Origin of the sequence: Pseudomonas cichorii, from assembly GCF_003700275.1 — a bacterium.
Taxonomy (GTDB): Bacteria; Pseudomonadota; Gammaproteobacteria; order Pseudomonadales; family Pseudomonadaceae; genus Aquipseudomonas; species Aquipseudomonas cichorii_B.
On the sequence record NZ_RBRE01000002.1, the window covers coordinates 24632 to 42616 of the forward strand.

Annotated in this window: 14 protein-coding genes and 1 rRNA gene; 13 read left to right on the forward strand and 2 right to left on the reverse strand. The window is 58.3% G+C overall.

Going from position 1 to position 17985, the window contains the following annotated elements; genetic code table 11:
- The first annotated feature begins 82 nt into the window (after positions 1-82).
- From ALQ04_RS00470 to ALQ04_RS26830, 3 genes are all read left to right on the forward strand, one after another.
- Positions 83-562, forward strand: a complete 480-nt coding sequence (locus tag ALQ04_RS00470) for a YMGG-like glycine zipper-containing protein (protein ID WP_122313711.1) — start codon at positions 83-85, stop codon at positions 560-562.
- Positions 563-756: 194 nt separating this feature from the next.
- Positions 757-1596: a hypothetical protein gene (locus ALQ04_RS00475; RefSeq protein ID WP_122313712.1), complete on the forward strand. Its 840-nt coding sequence runs from the start codon at positions 757-759 to the stop codon at positions 1594-1596.
- A gap of 143 nt (positions 1597-1739) precedes the next feature.
- Positions 1740-2177: a hypothetical protein gene (locus ALQ04_RS26830; RefSeq protein ID WP_183142069.1), complete on the forward strand. Its 438-nt coding sequence runs from the start codon at positions 1740-1742 to the stop codon at positions 2175-2177.
- Between the two features lie 3 nt (positions 2178-2180).
- On the opposite strand, the gene ALQ04_RS00480 is transcribed toward ALQ04_RS26830, so the two are convergent.
- Complete coding sequence (locus ALQ04_RS00480; protein ID WP_122313713.1) at positions 2181-3668, reverse strand: YdgA family protein; 1488 nt, start codon at positions 3666-3668, stop codon at positions 2181-2183.
- Positions 3669-3980: 312 nt separating this feature from the next.
- Between ALQ04_RS00480 and ALQ04_RS00485 the strand changes: the two genes are divergently transcribed.
- The 10 genes from ALQ04_RS00485 (at position 3981) to ALQ04_RS00535 (ending at position 17629) form a co-directional block, all read left to right on the forward strand.
- Positions 3981-4670 carry an HAD-IA family hydrolase gene (locus ALQ04_RS00485; protein WP_122313714.1) on the forward strand — a complete coding sequence of 230 codons (690 nt, stop codon included), beginning with the start codon at positions 3981-3983 and terminating at the stop codon, positions 4668-4670.
- A 222-nt stretch (positions 4671-4892) separates the two neighbouring features.
- A complete protein-coding gene (locus tag ALQ04_RS00490; RefSeq protein ID WP_122313715.1) occupies positions 4893-5900 on the forward strand; it encodes an aldo/keto reductase in 1008 nt (335 codons plus the stop codon).
- Between the two features lie 236 nt (positions 5901-6136).
- A complete protein-coding gene (locus tag ALQ04_RS00495; protein WP_122313725.1) occupies positions 6137-6874 on the forward strand; it encodes a GntR family transcriptional regulator in 738 nt (245 codons plus the stop codon).
- Positions 6875-7677: 803 nt separating this feature from the next.
- Positions 7678-8454 (forward strand): DUF3050 domain-containing protein, encoded by a 777-nt coding sequence (locus ALQ04_RS00505; protein ID WP_122313717.1) that lies wholly within the window; start codon positions 7678-7680, stop codon positions 8452-8454.
- A gap of 35 nt (positions 8455-8489) precedes the next feature.
- Positions 8490-9437: a diiron oxygenase gene (locus ALQ04_RS00510; RefSeq protein ID WP_122313718.1), complete on the forward strand. Its 948-nt coding sequence runs from the start codon at positions 8490-8492 to the stop codon at positions 9435-9437.
- Positions 9434-12889: a non-ribosomal peptide synthetase gene (locus ALQ04_RS00515; protein WP_122313719.1), complete on the forward strand. Its 3456-nt coding sequence runs from the start codon at positions 9434-9436 to the stop codon at positions 12887-12889. The genes ALQ04_RS00510 and ALQ04_RS00515 overlap by 4 nt, the downstream gene beginning before the upstream one ends.
- Positions 12890-12919: 30 nt before the next feature.
- Positions 12920-13396 carry an SRPBCC family protein gene (locus ALQ04_RS00520; protein ID WP_122313720.1) on the forward strand — a complete coding sequence of 159 codons (477 nt, stop codon included), beginning with the start codon at positions 12920-12922 and terminating at the stop codon, positions 13394-13396.
- A 135-nt stretch (positions 13397-13531) separates the two neighbouring features.
- Positions 13532-14032, forward strand: coding sequence for a sigma-70 family RNA polymerase sigma factor (locus ALQ04_RS00525; RefSeq protein WP_122313721.1), 501 nt, complete (start codon positions 13532-13534; stop codon positions 14030-14032).
- Positions 14032-15015 carry a FecR domain-containing protein gene (locus ALQ04_RS00530; protein WP_122313726.1) on the forward strand — a complete coding sequence of 328 codons (984 nt, stop codon included), beginning with the start codon at positions 14032-14034 and terminating at the stop codon, positions 15013-15015. Before ALQ04_RS00525 ends, ALQ04_RS00530 begins: the two co-directional genes overlap by 1 nt.
- A 172-nt stretch (positions 15016-15187) precedes the next feature.
- Positions 15188-17629 carry a TonB-dependent siderophore receptor gene (locus ALQ04_RS00535; protein WP_122313722.1) on the forward strand — a complete coding sequence of 814 codons (2442 nt, stop codon included), beginning with the start codon at positions 15188-15190 and terminating at the stop codon, positions 17627-17629.
- 136 nt (positions 17630-17765) lie between these two features.
- On the opposite strand, the gene rrf is transcribed toward ALQ04_RS00535, so the two are convergent.
- A 5S ribosomal RNA gene (rrf, locus tag ALQ04_RS00540) occupies positions 17766-17881 on the reverse strand.
- Positions 17882-17985: the final 104 nt, after the last annotated feature.

Here is a 17985-nt window from a genome sequence, read left to right on the forward strand (position 1 = left end):
GTCGTGTTACTCGTCGGATTTTCGTTGCGACATTGCATGCCGCATATCAGGATCGCGCCGTCATCCCAATGAGATTCCACACATGAAGTATTCCTCGATTCTGTTGTTGTCTCTTACCCTCGCAAGCGGTTTCGCCTCGGCAGGCGGAACAGTTGAGGCAGGTGTAGGTGGTGCATTAGGTGGGGTACTCGGTTCGGTCGTCGGCCAACAGATCGGCGGCAGCACAGGTTCAGCGATTGGCGCTGGCCTGGGCGGCGCAGCAGGCGGTGCGGTCGGTGCAGACCGTCGCAACCGTACAGAGGCCGCCATTGGTGGCGGTCTGGGCGCAGCCGGCGGTAACGTGATCGGCCGCAGCGTAGGCGGTAACACCGGCAGCCTGGTCGGCGCAGCTGCAGGCGGCGGTGCGGGCGGTGCACTCGGTAACTATATGGGTAACGAGAGCCGCGAAGATGACCGTCGCTATCGCAATGGCCGCGATGATCGTCGCGATTACCGCGGCGGCCATGGTCATCGCAAGCATTACGGACATCGCAAGCATGGCCGTGACTGGCGTCACCGCTGATTGAAGCTGCGCAATACCTGACTGGCCGCCCTGAAAAGCGGCCAGTTCTGGTTTCGGCAATAAAAAATAAATAAAGCCCTTCAGAAATACAGCTTGCTGCCGACACGCCGTTTTGAAAAATTGCGCTTTGCATATCAAGGACCAGAGTCCGATCTGCAACCGGCCGATTCAATCAGCGATTCTAAGGAGCAGGGATGGATTCCACCAACCCACAGGATGACGACGGGATCATTCGCATTCAGCGTCTTGTCCCCGGACAGGTCGATGTGGTGCTCGGCTCACATCCTGGCAAGCCAAGAATCGCCAAACCGCGTAAATCACGTCAGCCTGCATGGATCATTCTTGGCCTGGGCCTTTTTGCGGTCATCGCCGTTGGCCTGGTTTCCCGGACCTATGCTCCCCGTCCCGTACCGCAACTCAATGCCGAACAGGCAGAGCCTGCGCCAGCGTTCAACTCCGAACCTGTAGACGCAGCTCTCATGCAGGTTGCCAGCGAAGTTGAACGCCCGGCTCCGGCACTGCGCGTGGAGCCGTATATCGTGCCGACGCCTGTAGCCCAGCCACAGGCTCCCGCAGCGCAACCGTTGGATAACTGCATCAAGAACGGCAATGTCATTGATGAAAGCGTGCTGAACTGCCGCTTCGGCCAGACTGGCCGCCCGGCTCAGAATGCACCGGCGACCGGCATGGTCTCGGCCAGCTATATGGCTGACTTCAAGTCCGACGCCTCACGCAAGGCCGCCCCGCGCGCACAGAAACCGCATACCGTCGCCACCGTGTCGATTCGCGAGTGGGACGGCAATGGACGCTACCGGGCGCAATGGCGTCTCTACGACGACCGCATCGACGGCGACAGCGTGTGCGAGAACTTTCTCAATCGCTCGGTGGAAAGACGCGAATGCCGCCTTTCGGCCCAGGTGCACTTCAAGGAAGAATGCCGGGAATGGACCCGCCGTTCGGCCCGGGATCGCAATGAAGAATCCAAAGGCATGGCCCAGCGATACTGTGAAGCAACCACGACCTTTACTCCCTGAAAGCCTTATTGCAAGTAAATCTCAATCTCATATATAGCCAAAGGCTTACACGCGATGACGGCATTTGGCTCTTTTCACCCTACATCAAGGTCCGTAATATTGGATCCAACAAGTGGCGAACAAGGAGTTCGCCAGGATCAAGGATGATCGACCATCGCCGGGAAGGCAGCCGACAGGGAGTTGGAATGGTCTTTGTGCAAACCCGCTTCGGCGGGTTTTTTATTGCCTGTGAAAAAGTGTTTTTACCCATACTGCCCAAGCCAGGTGAAACAGAAGGCGGTTTTATGCGGTATGGCGGGGTTCGCGAATGCATCCGCCATTACGGTATAGCCAAAGGCTTACACGACCTGAAGGTGAATCGCTCTTTCTACCCTGCATCAGGGCCCGTAATATTGGATCCAACAAGTGGCGAACAAGGAGTTCGCCAGGATCAGGGAAGATCGACCATTGCCGGGAAGGCAGCCGACAGGGAGTTGGAATGGTCTTGGAAAAACCCGCTTCGGCGGGTTTTTTGTTGCCTGGAGAAAAGCGGCGGCCTTGAAAACGTCAGGACCGCAAGCTGCGCAGTCCTGACGAGATAGCGCTTACTCGTGACTCAATGCGCCCACTTTACCCATGACGGTTGCCATGAACTGTTGCAGGGTCATTTTCTGGCCGTTGAAGTCGACCATGCCGTTGGCGTAATGCAGGTCGGAAACGATGTTGCTGCCTTCGACCTTGGCCAGTTGCAGCATTTCGGCCATGGCACTGAGCATGTCGCTGGCCGCAGCGGCCTGTTCGGCAATGGCATTGGCGTCGGTCTGCCCGTCAAAAACGGCCTGCAGGGTCGCGACGTCGTTAACCATCGGTTTGGACAGAACGACCCGCGCCTTGAGCTGCTCGACGGCCTTGATTGCAGCATCGCTGCCAGCCTGGTCAAGTGGGCCAGGGTTGGTCAGGTCCACGGCAATGTTCACGTGGCTCTCGCCATTGGCGGTCTTGAGCGAGAGTTTTTCCAGCTCCAGATGCGGTTTGCCGGTCAGGAACTTCGTCAGCTCGGCTTTCATCAATTGCTCGTCGGCAGGGCTGAGTTTCAACTGGAAAGGACGCCCGGCCTGTGCCGCAGCCTGTTGCTGTGGAAGTACCTGGTCCTGATAGAACTGGTACAGGAACTTGCTGGATAGCGCATCGAGGTTGGCGAATCTGAGGCCCAGATGCGCAGCGCCGATGTCCTTGCCGCTGTAGGAAATCATGCCCATGTCGTAATTGATCTGCATGGCCAGATTACCGCCCTCCTCCTGGGCAAGGTTGGTGTTGACGAAGTCCTTGATCAACACCGGCTGCTTGCCGACCATCTGGAAGCCGATATTGTCGACTTTCAGATTGGTGTGGCCCAGGTACATGCCGGACTGGCCCCTGGTGCCGCCGGTATCGAAAGTCATGCCTTTGATCTCGACGCTCACCGGGCCTTCAGTCGAGGCCACATTGAGCTGCAGATTCCCCAGCGCACCGGTGAGCTTGAGTTTCTCGGCATCGGCCGAGACCTCGAATTTTGTGTCCAGACCGGAAAACTTGAACACGCCGTCCGCATCGCTCATCTCCAGCGGAGACATTTTCACCCAGCCATTGGTAGAGCGGTCATAGCCGATACTGGCCTGGCCGTTGAGTGGCGAAGCATCGCCGCTCATGGCAAACCACTTTTCCGACGACGCATTCTTTTCCATCTGGAAGTTGCTCAGGGCCATGACCGGCATGAGCTTCAGTGTTTTCAGACGCGACAGCGGAATCGGCCCGTGCTCGATATTGTCGACGAACAGGAACTCGGCGTTCTTGCCGTCGCGGGCAAAGTCCTGACTCTGGAGCTCGACCCGATAATGTGCCGTGCTGCTGAAGAAATGGCGCTCCAGGGAAACCAGCTCGATGGTCACCCCGCTGTCGGTGCTGGCGAGCGACTTCTGCAGTTCCTGATTCGCTTTCTGGATCGACTCGTTGAGTACGCCTTCCAGTTGATTGCCGGTGTACCAGGCGCCAGCACTGGCCAATGCGCCTGCCACGACCAGAACGCCTATTGCGATACCTGCTGATTTATTCATAGCGACTCAAGATGTCCGTTCCGATGATTGAAAAAGTCTTCCCTGCGCCCACGGCGGGCCTCGGCCACGCGCCTTGATAGCGGGTTGACGCAGCCTGTAGCGCTGCCGAAAAGTCGCGAGAGATTATCACTGCCCGTTCGTCATCGCCCAGCGTTGTCGGCGGTAGAAGACTTTTCAGGAAGGGTTGGACAGGCAGGTCCACGCTTCGTTGCAAGGCTTGCTGGCAATGCTGCGCGCAACACATGGGTAGCCAGAGTCTTGAGGTAAACGTTAGGCTGATATCGAATCGAATCTGAAACGGGATCTGACGACATGAGTGCACAGCAAGGCGAACGAGGCCCGATCAAGGCCGTGATTTTCGATATGGACGGTTTGTTGCTGGACACTGAAGGGGTCTACACCGAAGTCACCCATCTGATTGCCAGTCGCTATGGCAAAACCTTCGACTGGAGCGTCAAACAGCACACCATCGGCCGTGGCGCCCGTGATTTTGCAGGCTACGTTATCCAGGCTCTGGAGCTGCCGCTTTCCGTGGACGAGTTTCTGGAAATTCGCGAACCCATGCTCGATGAGCGATTCCCTCGCGCTGCGGCAATGCCGGGCGCAGAAGCGCTGGTGCGACACCTGGCAGCACACGATATTCCCATCGCGGTAGGGACCAGTTCTTCGGTGCATTACTTCAAGGCCAAGACCACCCTGCACCGGGCCTGGTTCGAGCTGTTTGAAACCGTGGTGACGGCCGATGACCCCGAAGTCGGCGCCGCCAAGCCTGCTCCGGATATCTTCCTGGTCGCCGCACGCCGTCTTGGCGTAGCTCCCGGCGATTGCCTGGTGTTCGAGGACTCGCCCTTCGGCGTCACCGCAGCCAAGGCCGCCGGCATGTATGCCGTCGCCGTGCCGGACTCGCACATGCCGGTCGAACAGTACGAACATGCCGACCTGCTGCTGGCTTCGCTGGAAGACTTCCCGCTCGAAGCCTGGGGCTTGCCTGGAAAGGGTTGATCGTCAAAGGCTCTGTAGGAAAACCCTGTTTCATACAGAGCCTGCAATATGAAGGTTCGGCCACCGTCGACTTTTGATCTTTCTCTCATTTTGCCCGCCCGTCAGTGCGGGCATGAATGTCATCAAACCGGCTCGCCATTCACTTGGGCCTTTTCAAATCCCCCATAAACAAGCCAGTATGCCCTCCTGATCCCGCATTCAATGACAAGGAGGATGTTGAGCATGATTTACAGAACTCTTGGCCAGTCCGGCCTGAAAGTCTCCGCACTGACCCTCGGCACCATGATGTTCGGTGAGCAGACCGGCACTGAAGAGTCGCTGCGTATCATCGACAAGGCGTGGGATCAGGGCGTGAATTTCATCGACACCGCCGACGTCTACAACGGCGGGCGTTCCGAAGAAATCGTCGGTGAAGCCATTGCTTCGCGGCGTAGCGAATGGGTGCTGGCAACCAAGGTCGCCGTTGGTCCCGCCGATGGCATTCCCAACCGGGCCGGCCTGAATCGCAAACACATCTTCAATGCCATCGAAAACAGCCTGCAGCGGCTGGATACCGATTACCTGGATATCTATTACCTGCACAAAGAAGATCACGACACGCCACTGGAAGTCACGGTATCGGCCATCGGCGACCTGATCCGCCAGGGCAAGATCCGCTACTGGGGCCTGTCGAACTATCGTGGCTGGCGCATCGCGGAAATCGTCAACGTCGCCCAACGTCTGGGCGTGGACAAGCCGATCATCAGCCAGCCGCTGTACAACATCGTCAACCGTCAGGCCGAAATCGAGCAGATCACTGCCGCCGCGTTTCATGGCCTGGGAGTGGTGCCTTACAGCCCGCTGGCGCGTGGCGTGCTCAGTGGCAAATATGCACCGGATGTCACGCCTGACAGCAGCAGCCGTGCCGGTCGGCAGGACAAGCGCCTGCTGGAAACGGAATGGCGGATGGAGTCACTGCGCATCGCTCAGCAACTTCAGGAATATGTGCAGGACAAAGGCGTCGGCCTCGTCGAATTCGCCATTGCCTGGGTACTGAATAACCAGGCAGTCAGTTCGGCAATCGTCGGTCCGCGTACCGAAGAACAGTGGAGTCATTACACCAGGGCGCTGGAGGTGAAGATCAACGCCGCGGACGAAGCCTTCATAGACTCGCTGGTAACGCCGGGGCATGCTTCCACTGCAGGCTTCAACGATGTGCAGCATTTTGTTTCGGGGCGTCTGACACGTTGACGGCACGCTGTTCCCACAGAGACACCTTCGCGAACGACTACTGACAAATGTTCGCGATGGTTGAAAAAAACCTCTAAAAATCTGTGTGTATATAAATGCTCATTCAACATGTTGCCCACAGGAGCGCTAAAATGCTCTGCAACTGTGCGAATGCGGCTTGTACCGGAACGGGAACAGACCCTCGCCTGTTGGCAATCATAAATCCAATCCAGCCAGGTTGATGAAGAAGTATGGCGATGCGCAAAACCGATAGAGAAGCCTTTCTGTGCTCGGTCCTGGGAAACGAACAGCCTCCCGCACACCTTGCCAGAGCCGTTATCGAGGAAAAAGTGCGCAACGCCATCCTTGATGGCAGCCTGCCGAGCGGCACGGCCCTGCGCCAGCAGGAACTGGCCACCCTGTTCGGGGTGAGCCGCATGCCGGTTCGCGAAGCCTTGCGCCAGCTTGAGGCTCAGTCTCTGTTGCGTGTCGAAACGCACAAGGGTGCCGTCGTCGCCCCCTTGATTACCGAAGATGCAGTTGACGCCTACGGCCTGCGTATCCTGCTGGAGTCCGAAGCCCTGCGCCTGTCGATCCCGTTGCTGGATGCCGACGACCTGGCAACCGCACGCGGTTACATCGAGCTGCTTGAGGTCGAAACCGACTACTCGAAGATGGGCACCCTCAACCGCCTGTTTCACATGTCGCTGTACGCCAAGACGCCCAACAAGCGCCTGATGCGCATGGTCGAAGAAGGCCTGAACGAAGAGGAGCGTTTTCTGCGCTTCAACCTGTCTTCCATGGGCCTTGGCAAACTGTCTCAGGACGACCACTGGGAACTGCTGCGTCTGGCCGAAGAAAAAGCCGTGGAGCAGATTGTCAGCTCGCTGCAGCACCACCTCAACCGCGGCGTCAAAGCCATCACTCAATACCTGAACAGCAAGGCCGAACAGGAAAAACCACCGGTACGCCAGCGCAAGAAAAGCATCGCCTGACCCCAGGCGTCAGCGGGTGGCTCCGACCCTCGTGACATAGCGCTTTCTCACTCCCTTCACGCCTCCTCCCATGCGTTGCGCGGTATGTGCTCGCGTGCAGCGTTTTTATGCCTGTTTTCCTGAACCATCAGGTTGGTCTGCCTCAGGAATAAGGCAAACTCGGTCGTGACTGCGGTGGTACCCAACCGGAGGGTTACGCCCTGGTCATCTCGAACTGCCCGTCTGCTGCAGGGCAGCGCTCTGTTCATTTGAACGTATTGGGAAAGGAGTTCTTGCAAGGGCAACGAAGTATTGGAAGTCACTTCCATTGTCGCCCGCCAAAAATACGAAACCCTGATTGTTCGGCATAACAGCAACGCTGAACGAGGCATTCGTTCATTATTAATAATTTTGGCCTTAATCAGCCGAAAGGGTTGCTTACGCCCCTGTAAAACTCAACTAAAGAGTTTTATATAGCCACTTACACCCTCGAAAAACAGCAACTAAATTAATATTAAAAAATAATTGCGCAGCTCATTGAAAGTGCTTTAACTTTTATTCGCAGCCCGCATTTACGGCCGACATTCCACATGACACGACCTTGCCCAGAAGGCCGCCAGTGTGGGCGCCCATGGTTATGCAATGGGCTTTGCGAGAGGCTTTGCAACGGAACAACTGACTCCAGTAGTTATTGATCGTTTCAACTAACAGGCACTGTCTCGCCTGTTATTCGGCCCCCAGCAATGCGATGACTCAAAAAGAAAGCAGTTACTCAGCCACACGTTACAGCCAAAACTTGAACTTACGACTACCGGGATATCGCCATGCATTGTCAGAAAACGCTACTTGATCACAAGAAAACAGAACTTAGCCAACACCCCATCTTTGCGGAAATCAATTCCCTGGACGTGCTTAGACGTTTTATGGAAACCCATGTGTTTGCCGTCTGGGACTTCATGTCACTGACCAAGCGCCTGCAACAGGAACTGACCTGCACCCAACTGCCCTGGTTGCCGCCCCGGGATGCATCGGCAGCCCGGCTGATCAACGAAATCGTTCTCGGCGAAGAGTCCGACGATCGTCTGGAGCACGGCCACTACAGCCACTTCGAGCTGTATCTGGATGCCATGCGCGAGATTGGCGCCAGCACGCTGCAGATAGAGCGTTTCGTCGAACTGCAGAACCAGGGCGTGCATTACGCCACCGCATTGCAGCGCGTCAATGCGGGCCGGGCCGCCACGGAGTTCGTGACCCACACACTCAATACCGCACTGCATGAGCCAGCACACAGCGTGGCCGCAGCTTTTCTGCATGGCCGTGAAAGCGTCATCCCGATGATGTTCCAGAGCATCCTCGATGAATGGGGAATCACCGTCGATCAGGCCCCCACCTTCCGTTACTACCTAGAACGCCATATCGAAGTCGACTCCGAAGATCACGGCCCGGCTGCCGAGCAGTTGCTGGCCCGTCTGGTCAATGGCGACGAACAGCGCGAGCGGGAGGTTTATCAGGCCGCGATTGCCGCCGTGGATAGCCGGGTAGCGCTGTGGGACACCCTGCGCATGAGCATGCGTTCGCCATTGATGCAAGCCAGCGCCTGACATCGCGCCGCAAGCCCCTCTACAAGGAAGCCATCATGAAAGCAGAAGACTACAGCTCGTTCATTGATGCCTGGGAAGGTCGCGCCACCATTCGCACTCGCCCACGCCGGATCGTCGAGAACGATGAAAAACTGATCTATCCACTGAGCCGCCAGCCTCTGGTACTGAGTGAAACCTTCACTCGTGAGTGCCCGCACCTGCGCGACTATGCACTGGTGCAAAGCCTCTACAAGTTCATCAACGATGTGGTGATCTTTGAAACCGAGATCGTCGACAAGACCGCGCGCAGTATCGCCAAGAACAACTTCGCTATCCGCTTTCCCTTTGCCTGTCGCTACGACGCCATGACCGTGGTGGTCGATGAGGATTACCACGCGCTGGTGGCCATGGACTTCATGCAGCAGACCATCGCCCTGACGGGCATCGAACCGATTGAACTGCCCGATGAAATCGAGCTGAGCCGGGCGATTCCGGCGGCACTGGCGCTGGCGCCGGAACATCTGCGCAGCGCCGTGGAGCTGATCTGCGTGGCCATCGCGGAAAACACCGTGACCAACGATGTGGCCGCCTTTGCCAAGGACGATTCGGTCAAGCAGTCGGTCAAGGGCCTGATGGCCGATCATCTGCTGGACGAGGGTCGCCATTCGGGCTTCTGGGCGCGGCTGGTGCGCATCTATTGGCACACCGCATCCGAAGAGGACCGCGAAGCCATCGCCCGCATCATGCCGGTATTTATTGCTCAATATTTGACCAACGACATCCAGCACGGCTTCGACTTCATCCTGATCGATCACCTGCAGGTCGCGGACTCCGTGAAGCAGGCGCTCAAGGATGAAACCATGGCCATGAGCTTTCCCATCAACCGCCATCATCCGCTGATCGGCAACATCGTGCGCTTCTTCAGGACCAGTTCGATGCTGGAAGCACCTTGCGTGCAGCGGGCGCTGGCCGACTATCTGCCAGCGCAGGGAATGCTGCAATGAAACGCCTGGAGATCGTGCTCATCGGTCAGAGCCTGACCCTGAGCGAACTGCATACAGAACTGCTCGCCCACGGACACACCGTACAGCGCCTGAGCGATCAGGCCGAACTGCAGGCCAGCCCTGCCGGCAACACCTCGGTCCTGATCGAGGACGGCAGCCTGGAACTGAGCAGTGAACGGCTCAAGGCATTCGGCAATCCCGATCATCTGAGCCTGCGGGTCGGTATGAGCCCCGATGCACAGCAAGGCCTGCCGCGTCTGGAGTTGCTGTGCTGGCATGGCTCGGCCACGGCTCAGCACCTGATTGCGCGTGAATGGTTGCCTGTCCAGGAGTCTGGCAACGGGCGCATGTTGCGGGATGCCACCGTCGCGGAATTTGTCGACAGGATCGCCCTGCTGATCAGTCGCCTGTCGCGGGACGAAAAGCATTTCACCACGCTCGCCACCACCGCCCCCGCACAAAGCGAATGGCAGGATGGCCTACAGGCGATAGACCATCTGCTGTTCCGGCATCGCTTGAACCAGACCACTCAGGAGCACTTGCTGAGACAGGCACAAACGCCACTGGTCGAACGCCTGGCGCACAGCTTTGAGGCTTTCGCCGAACGCCCGGCACTGTCGATTGCCGGCCGGGTATTCAGTTATCGCGAGTTGCAGGCTCAGAGTGTCGCGATCCAGCATCACCTGCTGGCGCTGATCGATGCCCGGCCGCCAGCAGGCACGCCGCTTGTGATCGGCATTTGCCTGCCCAAGTCCGCCGCGCTGTATGCCGGCATTCTGGCGATTCTCGGCAGTGGCGCGGTCTATCTGCCGCTGGACCCGAGCCAGCCCATCCAGCGCCAGCAGTACATTCTGGAAAACTCGGGAGCCGTGCTGTTACTGCATGACGGTTCGCATCCGCTGGCCAAGGCCGGGTTTCCCGCGCTGGACATCAGCTCGACTCAGGCAACGGAGCCTGGTCGGCCAGTCACGCGCAACACGCCAGACAGTGACTCGCCGTGCATGGCGCTCTACACCTCGGGCACCACAGGACATCCGAAAGGCGTGTTGCTCAGCCAGCATAACCTCAGCCATTTCACCGCCTGGTATGCCGAGTACGTCAACCTGTCCGAGCGCAGCCGGGTACTGCAATTCTCGACGTTGAGTTTCGATTCGTCAGTGATCGATATCTTCCCCACCTGGCTCAGTGGCGCAGAGCTGGTGGTGGCGGACGAAGATCAACGCCGCGATCCGCTGCGACTGCTCAGTCTGTTACAGGACGGCATCAGCCATGCCTTTCTGCCGCCAGCCTTGCTGAGCATCCTGCCGCTCGATGAGCCCCTGGGCCTTGAACATGTGATGACCGGCGGCGATGTCTGCGAACCCTATGTCATCGAACACCTGACCCGACAGTGCCACTTTCACAACCTCTACGGCCCGACCGAGGCCACGGTGCTGGTCACGGCCGGGCAATTCCGGCCCGGCAGCAGTAACCGTAATCTGGGCCGGCCGATCGCCAACAGCCAGGTGTGGATTCTCGATGAACAGTTGCAACCGGTGGCTGAGCAGACCCAGGGCGAGTTGTACATTGTCGGCCCGGGCGTATGCCTGGGTTACCTGAACAATCCCGAACTGAGCGCCGAACGCTACGTGCAGTTGAGCCTGCCGGACGGCCAGCAACTGCGCGCCTACCGCACCGGCGATATCGGCAAGTGGACCTGCGACGGTATCGAGCTGGCCGGACGCCGCGACAATCAGGTGAAGATCCGCGGCTTCCGGGTCGAGCCGGAAGAAATCGAGCATTGCCTGCGCAGTAGCCAGTTGTATCGACAGGTCGCAGTGGTGGTCGACGGGCAACGGCGCATCCTGGCTTTCGCGGCCCAGCCACACGACGCGCAAGACGTCGCCTTGCAGGCACTCAAGGCGCATGTCCAGCGCCTGCTGCCGGACTACATGCATCCCGGCGCCTATACGGTATTGGCCAACATGCCTTTTGCCAGCAACGGCAAGATCGACCGCAAGGCGCTGCTGGAAATACCGGTGAGTTTCGTGGAGCAGCACACCCGTCGTCTGCCGGAAAGCGAGCAGGAGCAAAAGCTGCTTGAGCTGTGGGCCGAGCTTCTGGAGTTGCCCGTCGGCGATATTTCCACCGACGAAAGCTTCTTCAATCTGGGCGGCCACTCGATCCTGCTGTCGCGCATGCTGCTGGGGATTCGCGAACGGTTCGGGCGCAGCATTCCCATCAACCGCTTCATCGAAGCGCCTACCGTACTTACGCTGGCCAGCCTGATCGACAGCGAAGGTGTCTCCAGTTACACCGTCAGCCCGCAAGCGCTGCTGGACGCCAACGCCGAGCTGGAAATACCGGTGCTGCCGATCAGCAAACTGGGCGATGTGCACAAAGTCATCGTCACCGGCGCCAACGGTTTTCTCGGCGTGCATATCGTCGAAGCATTACTGGCCTGGGGAGCGAGCGAGATTGCCTGCCTGGTGCGCGAAGGTTCGGGACAAAGCGCCCATGAACGCTTCGTTCAATCGTTGCGTGAAAACCGCCTGGAGCATCTGGATCTGAGCCGGGTGACGGTCTACGCCGCAGACGTCACTCAGCCGCAACTGGGCTTGAGCGACGAGGTGTACGAACGGCTGGACCGGGACTTCGGTGCCCTGGTGCATAACGCGGCCAATGTGAACCACGTTCAGGACTACGAAACGCTGATCCGCGACAACGTGGCGCCGGTCTTTGAATGCCTGCGTTTGTGCGAGGGCCGCAGCAAGAAGATCTTCAACTTCGTCTCGACGCTATCGGCATCAAGCGCCGTCGATGCGGCCGGCAGTGTGCTGGAGCAACCTGCCGCCGCCACGCCGCCGATCTACATCAAGAACGGCTACAACCTGTCCAAGTGGGTCGCCGAGCGGGTTCTGCAACGGGCTCGGGAGCAAGGCGTGTGGGTGAATATCTATCGCCCCGGCAACATCGCCTTCAACAGCGTCACCGGCGTCTGCCAGCCGCAGAAGAACCGCTTGATGCTGATGCTCAAAGGCTCGCTGCAACTGGGCCAGGTGCCGGAGTTCGCCATGAATTTCGACTTGATGCCAGTGGATTTCCTTGCCCGTTTCATTGGCTTCCACGCCAGCCGTTATCAGGCCAATCGTGCGGTATTCAACCTGCACAACCCCGAGCCCCTGAGCTGGAACAACTATGTCGATGCCTTCCGCGAAGCCGGACGCGAGTTCGAGATGGTCAGCGTCGCGCACTGGCAAACCCAACTCAACCGGGTCGATAGCCAGAACGCGCTGTTCGGCGTGCTGGGTTTTTATCTGGATGGCTTCGAGGAAGACATCGGCGACATCTCGATGATCGAGTACCAGAACGCCCAGGCCGGCATCCGCCACATGGGCGAGCAATACCCGCAGAAAACCCCGGCGCTGCTGCGCAAGGGCTGCGAATACCTGAAAGAAATCGACTTTATCTGAACCATCCCAACGCAAGAAATGGAGAGCGACATGAACTCAATCAACACCCTGAAACCCGATACGCTGATCAAGAACCCTGAGCTGTGCAAGGTCGTATCGAGCGTTGAAGTCCCTGCCGATGCCAACAGCGTATGGGCCATCGTCGGTAACTTTGGCGGTTTCCAGTCCTTCATTCCGGCACTGGAAAGCACCGAAGTCACCGGTAAAGGCGTACGTTCGGTCCGCCGAAAGCTGTTCAAGGACGGCAACGTGGCCATCGAACAACTCAACTCTCACGATAACCACGCGCGCTTCATGACCTGGTCGCTGATCTACACCAGCCTGCCGGTCGGCAACCTGTGGGCAGCAATGACCGTGGAGGCCACAGGCGATAACGATTCGGTCGCCACCTGGACGATCATTGCCGAACCCGATCAAGGCGGCCCGGAAGCACTGCCAGCGTTCCAGGAGTTTCTCCAGGGGTTCGCGGACAGCGCCATGAGCAACGTGCGCAGTCTGTTTGCCTGATCGCTGTAATGTCCTGCACCCGCTCAGCGCCAAAAGCCTGAGCGGGTTTTGTCGTCTGGGCGGTTGCAAATTGCCGAACGCTTTCACACAATGCGACTTATTATCATTTGCATAGCGCTGGGATGGCGCGCCCCAATGCCTTCTCAGCACTCGGCCCTGCGCACGCTCTACAACGATCATCATGGCTGGCTCCATGGATGGCTGCGCTGCAGACTGGGCAATGCTGCCGATGCCGCTGACCTGGCGCAGGATACCTTCGTGCGCCTGCTCAATCGCAGTGAACTGCTTGAGCTGAAAACTCCACGCGCCTTTCTGCGCACGGTTGCCAAAGGTCTGGTGATCGATCACTGGCGTCGTGCCGAACTTGAGCGCGCCTACCTGGAAGCCATCGCTCATTTGCCGGCAGAGCAGGCACCGTCACCGGAATCACGCGAGCTGGTTTTCGAGCTGCTGGAAAGTGTCGCCCGCATGCTCGAAGGCCTGAAACCGAAGGTCAGGCAAGCGTTTCTGCTGGCCCAGTGTGAGGGCATGCCGCACAAACAGATTGCCGAACGCATGGGCGTGTCGCTGCGTTCAGTGGAGCGCTATATCGCCGATGCGCTTTATCACTGCTATCTGTTGCGCTACGACGCATGATGTCATCCCGTCAGCGGCAACCCTCTGCGCAGGTCGTGAGGCAGGCGATTGAGTGGTCGATGCGCATGAACAATCCGTCAGCCGATTCCGCCGTGCGCAGGCAATGCGAGCAGTGGCGCAGCGAGCACGCCGATCATGAATGTGCCTGGCAACGTATCCAGACGCTGAGCAGTGAGTTGCACAGCAGCTTCCAGGCATTACCCGGATCGGGAGCGGCCTTTGAAGCGCTGGAGAAAAGTGCCCAGCGACTGGGCCGCAGACAGGCTCTGAAATTGCTGTCCGGCGTGGCGGTGCTGGGCTCTGCCGCGTGGATTGCCCGCGATGTGACTCCCTGGCAGCAATGGCAGGCCGACTTTGCGACCAACATTGGGCAACACAATAGCTATTCGTTGCCGGATGGCAGCCGCCTGCAACTGAACACCGACAGTGCCGTGGATCAGGACTTCAATGCCCGGCATCGCCTGATAAGCCTTACTCGCGGGGAAATCATGCTTGCCTGCGGTGCCGATTCAGCAAGTGCCGTACCACGGCCATTACTGGTGCAGAGCCGTCATGCTCTGTTTGAAGGTATCAGCGGTCGCTTTGTGGTCCGTCAGGATCAGGAGCGGACCCGGGTCAGCGTGATGCAAGGCAGCCTGATCATCCGCTCACCTGCCACTTCACCAATCAGCGTCACGGCCGGCCAGAGCTATGTGGTTTCCGGACATCAGGCAAGCCTGCTGCCGGCCCTGGATATGGAAGCCGGTGCCTGGACCGAAGGTTTGATCGTGACCCGGAATATGCGCCTGGGCGATTTTCTCGCAGAGGTCGGACGCTACCGGCGGGGGTATCTGGGTTGCACGGATGAGATTGCCGATCTGCGTCTTTCCGGGGTGTTCCGCCTGGAGGATACCGACCGGCTGCTCGCGGTCCTGCCTCAAACCCTGCCGGTGCAACTCAGTTATCGCACTCGCTGGTGGGTCACGCTGCAGCGTCAGGCCTGATTATTTCTGGCGGGTTTCGCCGGCTTGTCCGGCATGGAGATCAGTAGCCCTTTTTCTCTCATTGAACCTGACGGAACTGACTCCCATGACCCGGCTTCAAGGTATCCCGCATTCACGCCATGCCAAGGACATTTGTATCGTCTCTGACTCGCAGGGAAGATCAGCACTCGGCATGGCCATCCATGCAGCATTGATCTCCATGGCCCTGGGTACGGCAACCTTGCCATTCCAAGTGCAGGCCCAGGAAAGCGCCACGTCTGCCAGCACTGTACGCAGCTATGCCATCGCCGCGGCGCCGCTGGATGAAGCGCTGAATCAGTTTGCCCGCCAGGCGGGCATCACTCTGTCTGCCACACCGTCACAAACCGCAGGCGCTCGCTCACCGGGGTTACAGGGCAGCTACTCGGTAGATCAGGCCTTGACCCTTTTATTGGGTGGCAGCGGCTTGCAGGCCGTTTCTCAAGATGGTGCGAGCTATGTGTTACGCCCATCGTCAGACCAGGCGCTGTCGTTGCCCGGCACGGACATTCGCGGTTTCGCTTTGGGCAATGCCCTGGGCAGCATGGAGGGCTACAACGCTACCCATAGCCAGGTCGCGACCAAGACCAGTGCCTCGTTGCTGGAAACTTCACAGTCGGTCTCGGTGGTCACTCGTCAGCAGATGGACGATCAGGGCTCGCAGACGGTTGCTCAGGCCATGCGCTATACCCCTGGCGTGCTGACCAATCCCTATGGCGCAACCCACCGCTACGACTACGTGGCGATGCGCGGCTTCAACGATGGCTCTGTGGATAACATCTATCTGGACGGCCTCAAGTCCATGGGCGATAGCGGCACTTACAGCACCATGCAGGTCGACCCGTATTTCCTGGAGCGGGTCGATATCCTTAAAGGCCCGTCTTCGGTGCTGTATGGCCGCAGTTCACCGGGCGGCCTGGTGGCACTGACCAGCAAGAAGCCGCTGTATGACCCTTATCACCAGATTCAGGCCACGGTCGGCACCCAGGGGCAACGCGGCCTGGCTTTCGATTTCAGCGGGCCTGTGGATGACGACAAACGGATTGCCTATCGCCTTACTGGCCTGACCGACAGGTCGGACACCCAGTTCGACCATGTGGAAGAGAAACGCTATGCGTTGGCTCCGACCGTCAGCATCGATTTCAGCGAGGACACTTCGCTGACCTTACAGGCCTATTTGCAGCACGACCCGGAAGGCGGTTATCACGGCGGTGTGCCGGCAGATGGTGCCCTTCATCAGCGCAACGGTCAGCGCATCTCGACGGACTTCTTCGATGGCGAGCCGGGAGTGGATGGCTACAGTCGCGATCAACAGTCCTTTGGCTATCAGTTCGAGCATCGCTTCAACGATGTATTCACGGCCCGGCAGAATTTCCGCTACCTGGACTCAAAGGTGAAAAACGATCAGGTCTATGCCTACGGCTGGACCAATGCGACCGGCAATGAACTGAACCGTTACTACTCGGGCGGCGATGAGCGCCTGCATGCATTCATCGTCGATAACATGCTGCAGGCCGAATTCTTTACCGGTGCAGCCAGGCACACTACCTTGCTCGGCGTGGACTACCAGCGACGCAAGACCGTGGTCGACTGGACCAGTGGGGCAGCCGCTTCACTGAACGCTTTCAATCCGGCATATGGCAATTCTGCGATCAGTTACTACAGCCCGACCAGCTATCTGCGGCGTCTGGAGCAGACCGGCCTTTATGCACAGGATCTGATCGAACTGGACAAGTGGCGCTTCTCGCTCGGATTACGCCAGGACTGGGTAGAAACTTCCGATGAGAACCGACTGGCCGAAACAGGGCGTCCGGCAGGAACCGAAATCAGTGACAAGCGCACCAAGCTGACTGGCCGGGCCGGAGTGCTCTACCTGTTCGATAACGGTATTGCGCCGTACCTCAGCTATTCCGAATCGTTTAATCCGAACTCGTATTCCGACAGCAGCGGTAACCCGCTGGCACCTACGGATGGCACACAATGGGAAGCCGGGATCAAGTATCAGCCACCCGGTACTGACAATCTGTTCACCGCTTCGGTATTCCATATCGAGCAGGAGAATCTGGCATCCAAGCTGCCGCAGGAGAACTTCTATCGTCCCGTGGGCGCAGTACGCTCTCAGGGTCTGGAGCTTGAGGCGCATGTGCAATTGACTGATAACTTCAAAGTACTGGGCAGCTACACGCTAACGGATATCGAATACTCGAAATCGATGATCAGCACATTGAGTTCGACCAGCAATATCATCGAGAACAAAGGCAACTCACCGACTCAGGCGCCCAGGCACATGGCGTCGCTCTGGGGCGACTACGCATTCAATAGCGGTGCACTCGACGGCCTGCGCCTGGGCGGTGGTGTGCGTTATGTCGGCTACAGCTGGGCGGATGCCGAAAACACCATGAAGGTGCCGGCTTACACGTTGCTGGATGCATCGCTGGGCTATGACTTGAGCAAGGTTGGCCTTAAAGGTGTGGATGTGCGGCTGAACGCAAACAACCTGACCAACGAATCCTACCTAGCATCCTGCGCAAGCCTGAGCTACTGCTATATGGGCGAAGAAAGAAATGTAAGTGCGACGGTGAGTTATCAGTTCTAGAGCCGTCGATGCAGTTCAACAGCCAGCCTTCAGAGGCTGGCTTTTTTGTGCGTGCTCTACAGGCTGCGGGATCTTTTGCGGGGACAAGAAAGACAAAACCCCTGTCTGCGTAAGCAGACAGGGGTTTCGGAATGAATCTTGACGATGACCTACTCTCACATGGGGAAACCCCACACTACCATCGGCGATGCATCGTTTCACTACTGAGTTCGGGATGGGATCAGGTGGTTCCAATGCTCTATGGTCGTCAAGAAATTCTGTTGCCGAACCGTTACCGGGTAACGTGTCAGCGAATTCTGGTGACTTCTACTTAAAGACAAAACCCCCACCTGCGTGAGCAGATGGGGGTTTCGGAA

What these genes read in the sequence shown, in the direction of transcription:
- ALQ04_RS00525 (WP_122313721.1), top strand. Translation starts at nt 13,532, where the DNA reads ATGCCTTCTCAGCACTCGGCCCTGCGCACGCTCTACAACGATCATCAT.
- ALQ04_RS00535 (WP_122313722.1), top strand. Translation starts at nt 15,188, where the DNA reads ATGGCCATCCATGCAGCATTGATCTCCATGGCCCTGGGTACGGCAACC.
- ALQ04_RS00520 (WP_122313720.1), top strand. Translation starts at nt 12,920, where the DNA reads ATGAACTCAATCAACACCCTGAAACCCGATACGCTGATCAAGAACCCT.
- ALQ04_RS26830 (WP_183142069.1), top strand. Translation starts at nt 1,740, where the DNA reads ATGATCGACCATCGCCGGGAAGGCAGCCGACAGGGAGTTGGAATGGTC.
- ALQ04_RS00505 (WP_122313717.1), top strand. Translation starts at nt 7,678, where the DNA reads ATGCATTGTCAGAAAACGCTACTTGATCACAAGAAAACAGAACTTAGC.
- ALQ04_RS00485 (WP_122313714.1), top strand. Translation starts at nt 3,981, where the DNA reads ATGAGTGCACAGCAAGGCGAACGAGGCCCGATCAAGGCCGTGATTTTC.
- ALQ04_RS00480 (WP_122313713.1), bottom strand. Translation starts at nt 3,668, where the DNA reads ATGAATAAATCAGCAGGTATCGCAATAGGCGTTCTGGTCGTGGCAGGC.
- ALQ04_RS00510 (WP_122313718.1), top strand. Translation starts at nt 8,490, where the DNA reads ATGAAAGCAGAAGACTACAGCTCGTTCATTGATGCCTGGGAAGGTCGC.
- ALQ04_RS00515 (WP_122313719.1), top strand. Translation starts at nt 9,434, where the DNA reads ATGAAACGCCTGGAGATCGTGCTCATCGGTCAGAGCCTGACCCTGAGC.
- ALQ04_RS00475 (WP_122313712.1), top strand. Translation starts at nt 757, where the DNA reads ATGGATTCCACCAACCCACAGGATGACGACGGGATCATTCGCATTCAG.
- ALQ04_RS00495 (WP_122313725.1), top strand. Translation starts at nt 6,137, where the DNA reads ATGCGCAAAACCGATAGAGAAGCCTTTCTGTGCTCGGTCCTGGGAAAC.
- ALQ04_RS00530 (WP_122313726.1), top strand. Translation starts at nt 14,032, where the DNA reads ATGTCATCCCGTCAGCGGCAACCCTCTGCGCAGGTCGTGAGGCAGGCG.
- ALQ04_RS00470 (WP_122313711.1), top strand. Translation starts at nt 83, where the DNA reads ATGAAGTATTCCTCGATTCTGTTGTTGTCTCTTACCCTCGCAAGCGGT.
- ALQ04_RS00490 (WP_122313715.1), top strand. Translation starts at nt 4,893, where the DNA reads ATGATTTACAGAACTCTTGGCCAGTCCGGCCTGAAAGTCTCCGCACTG.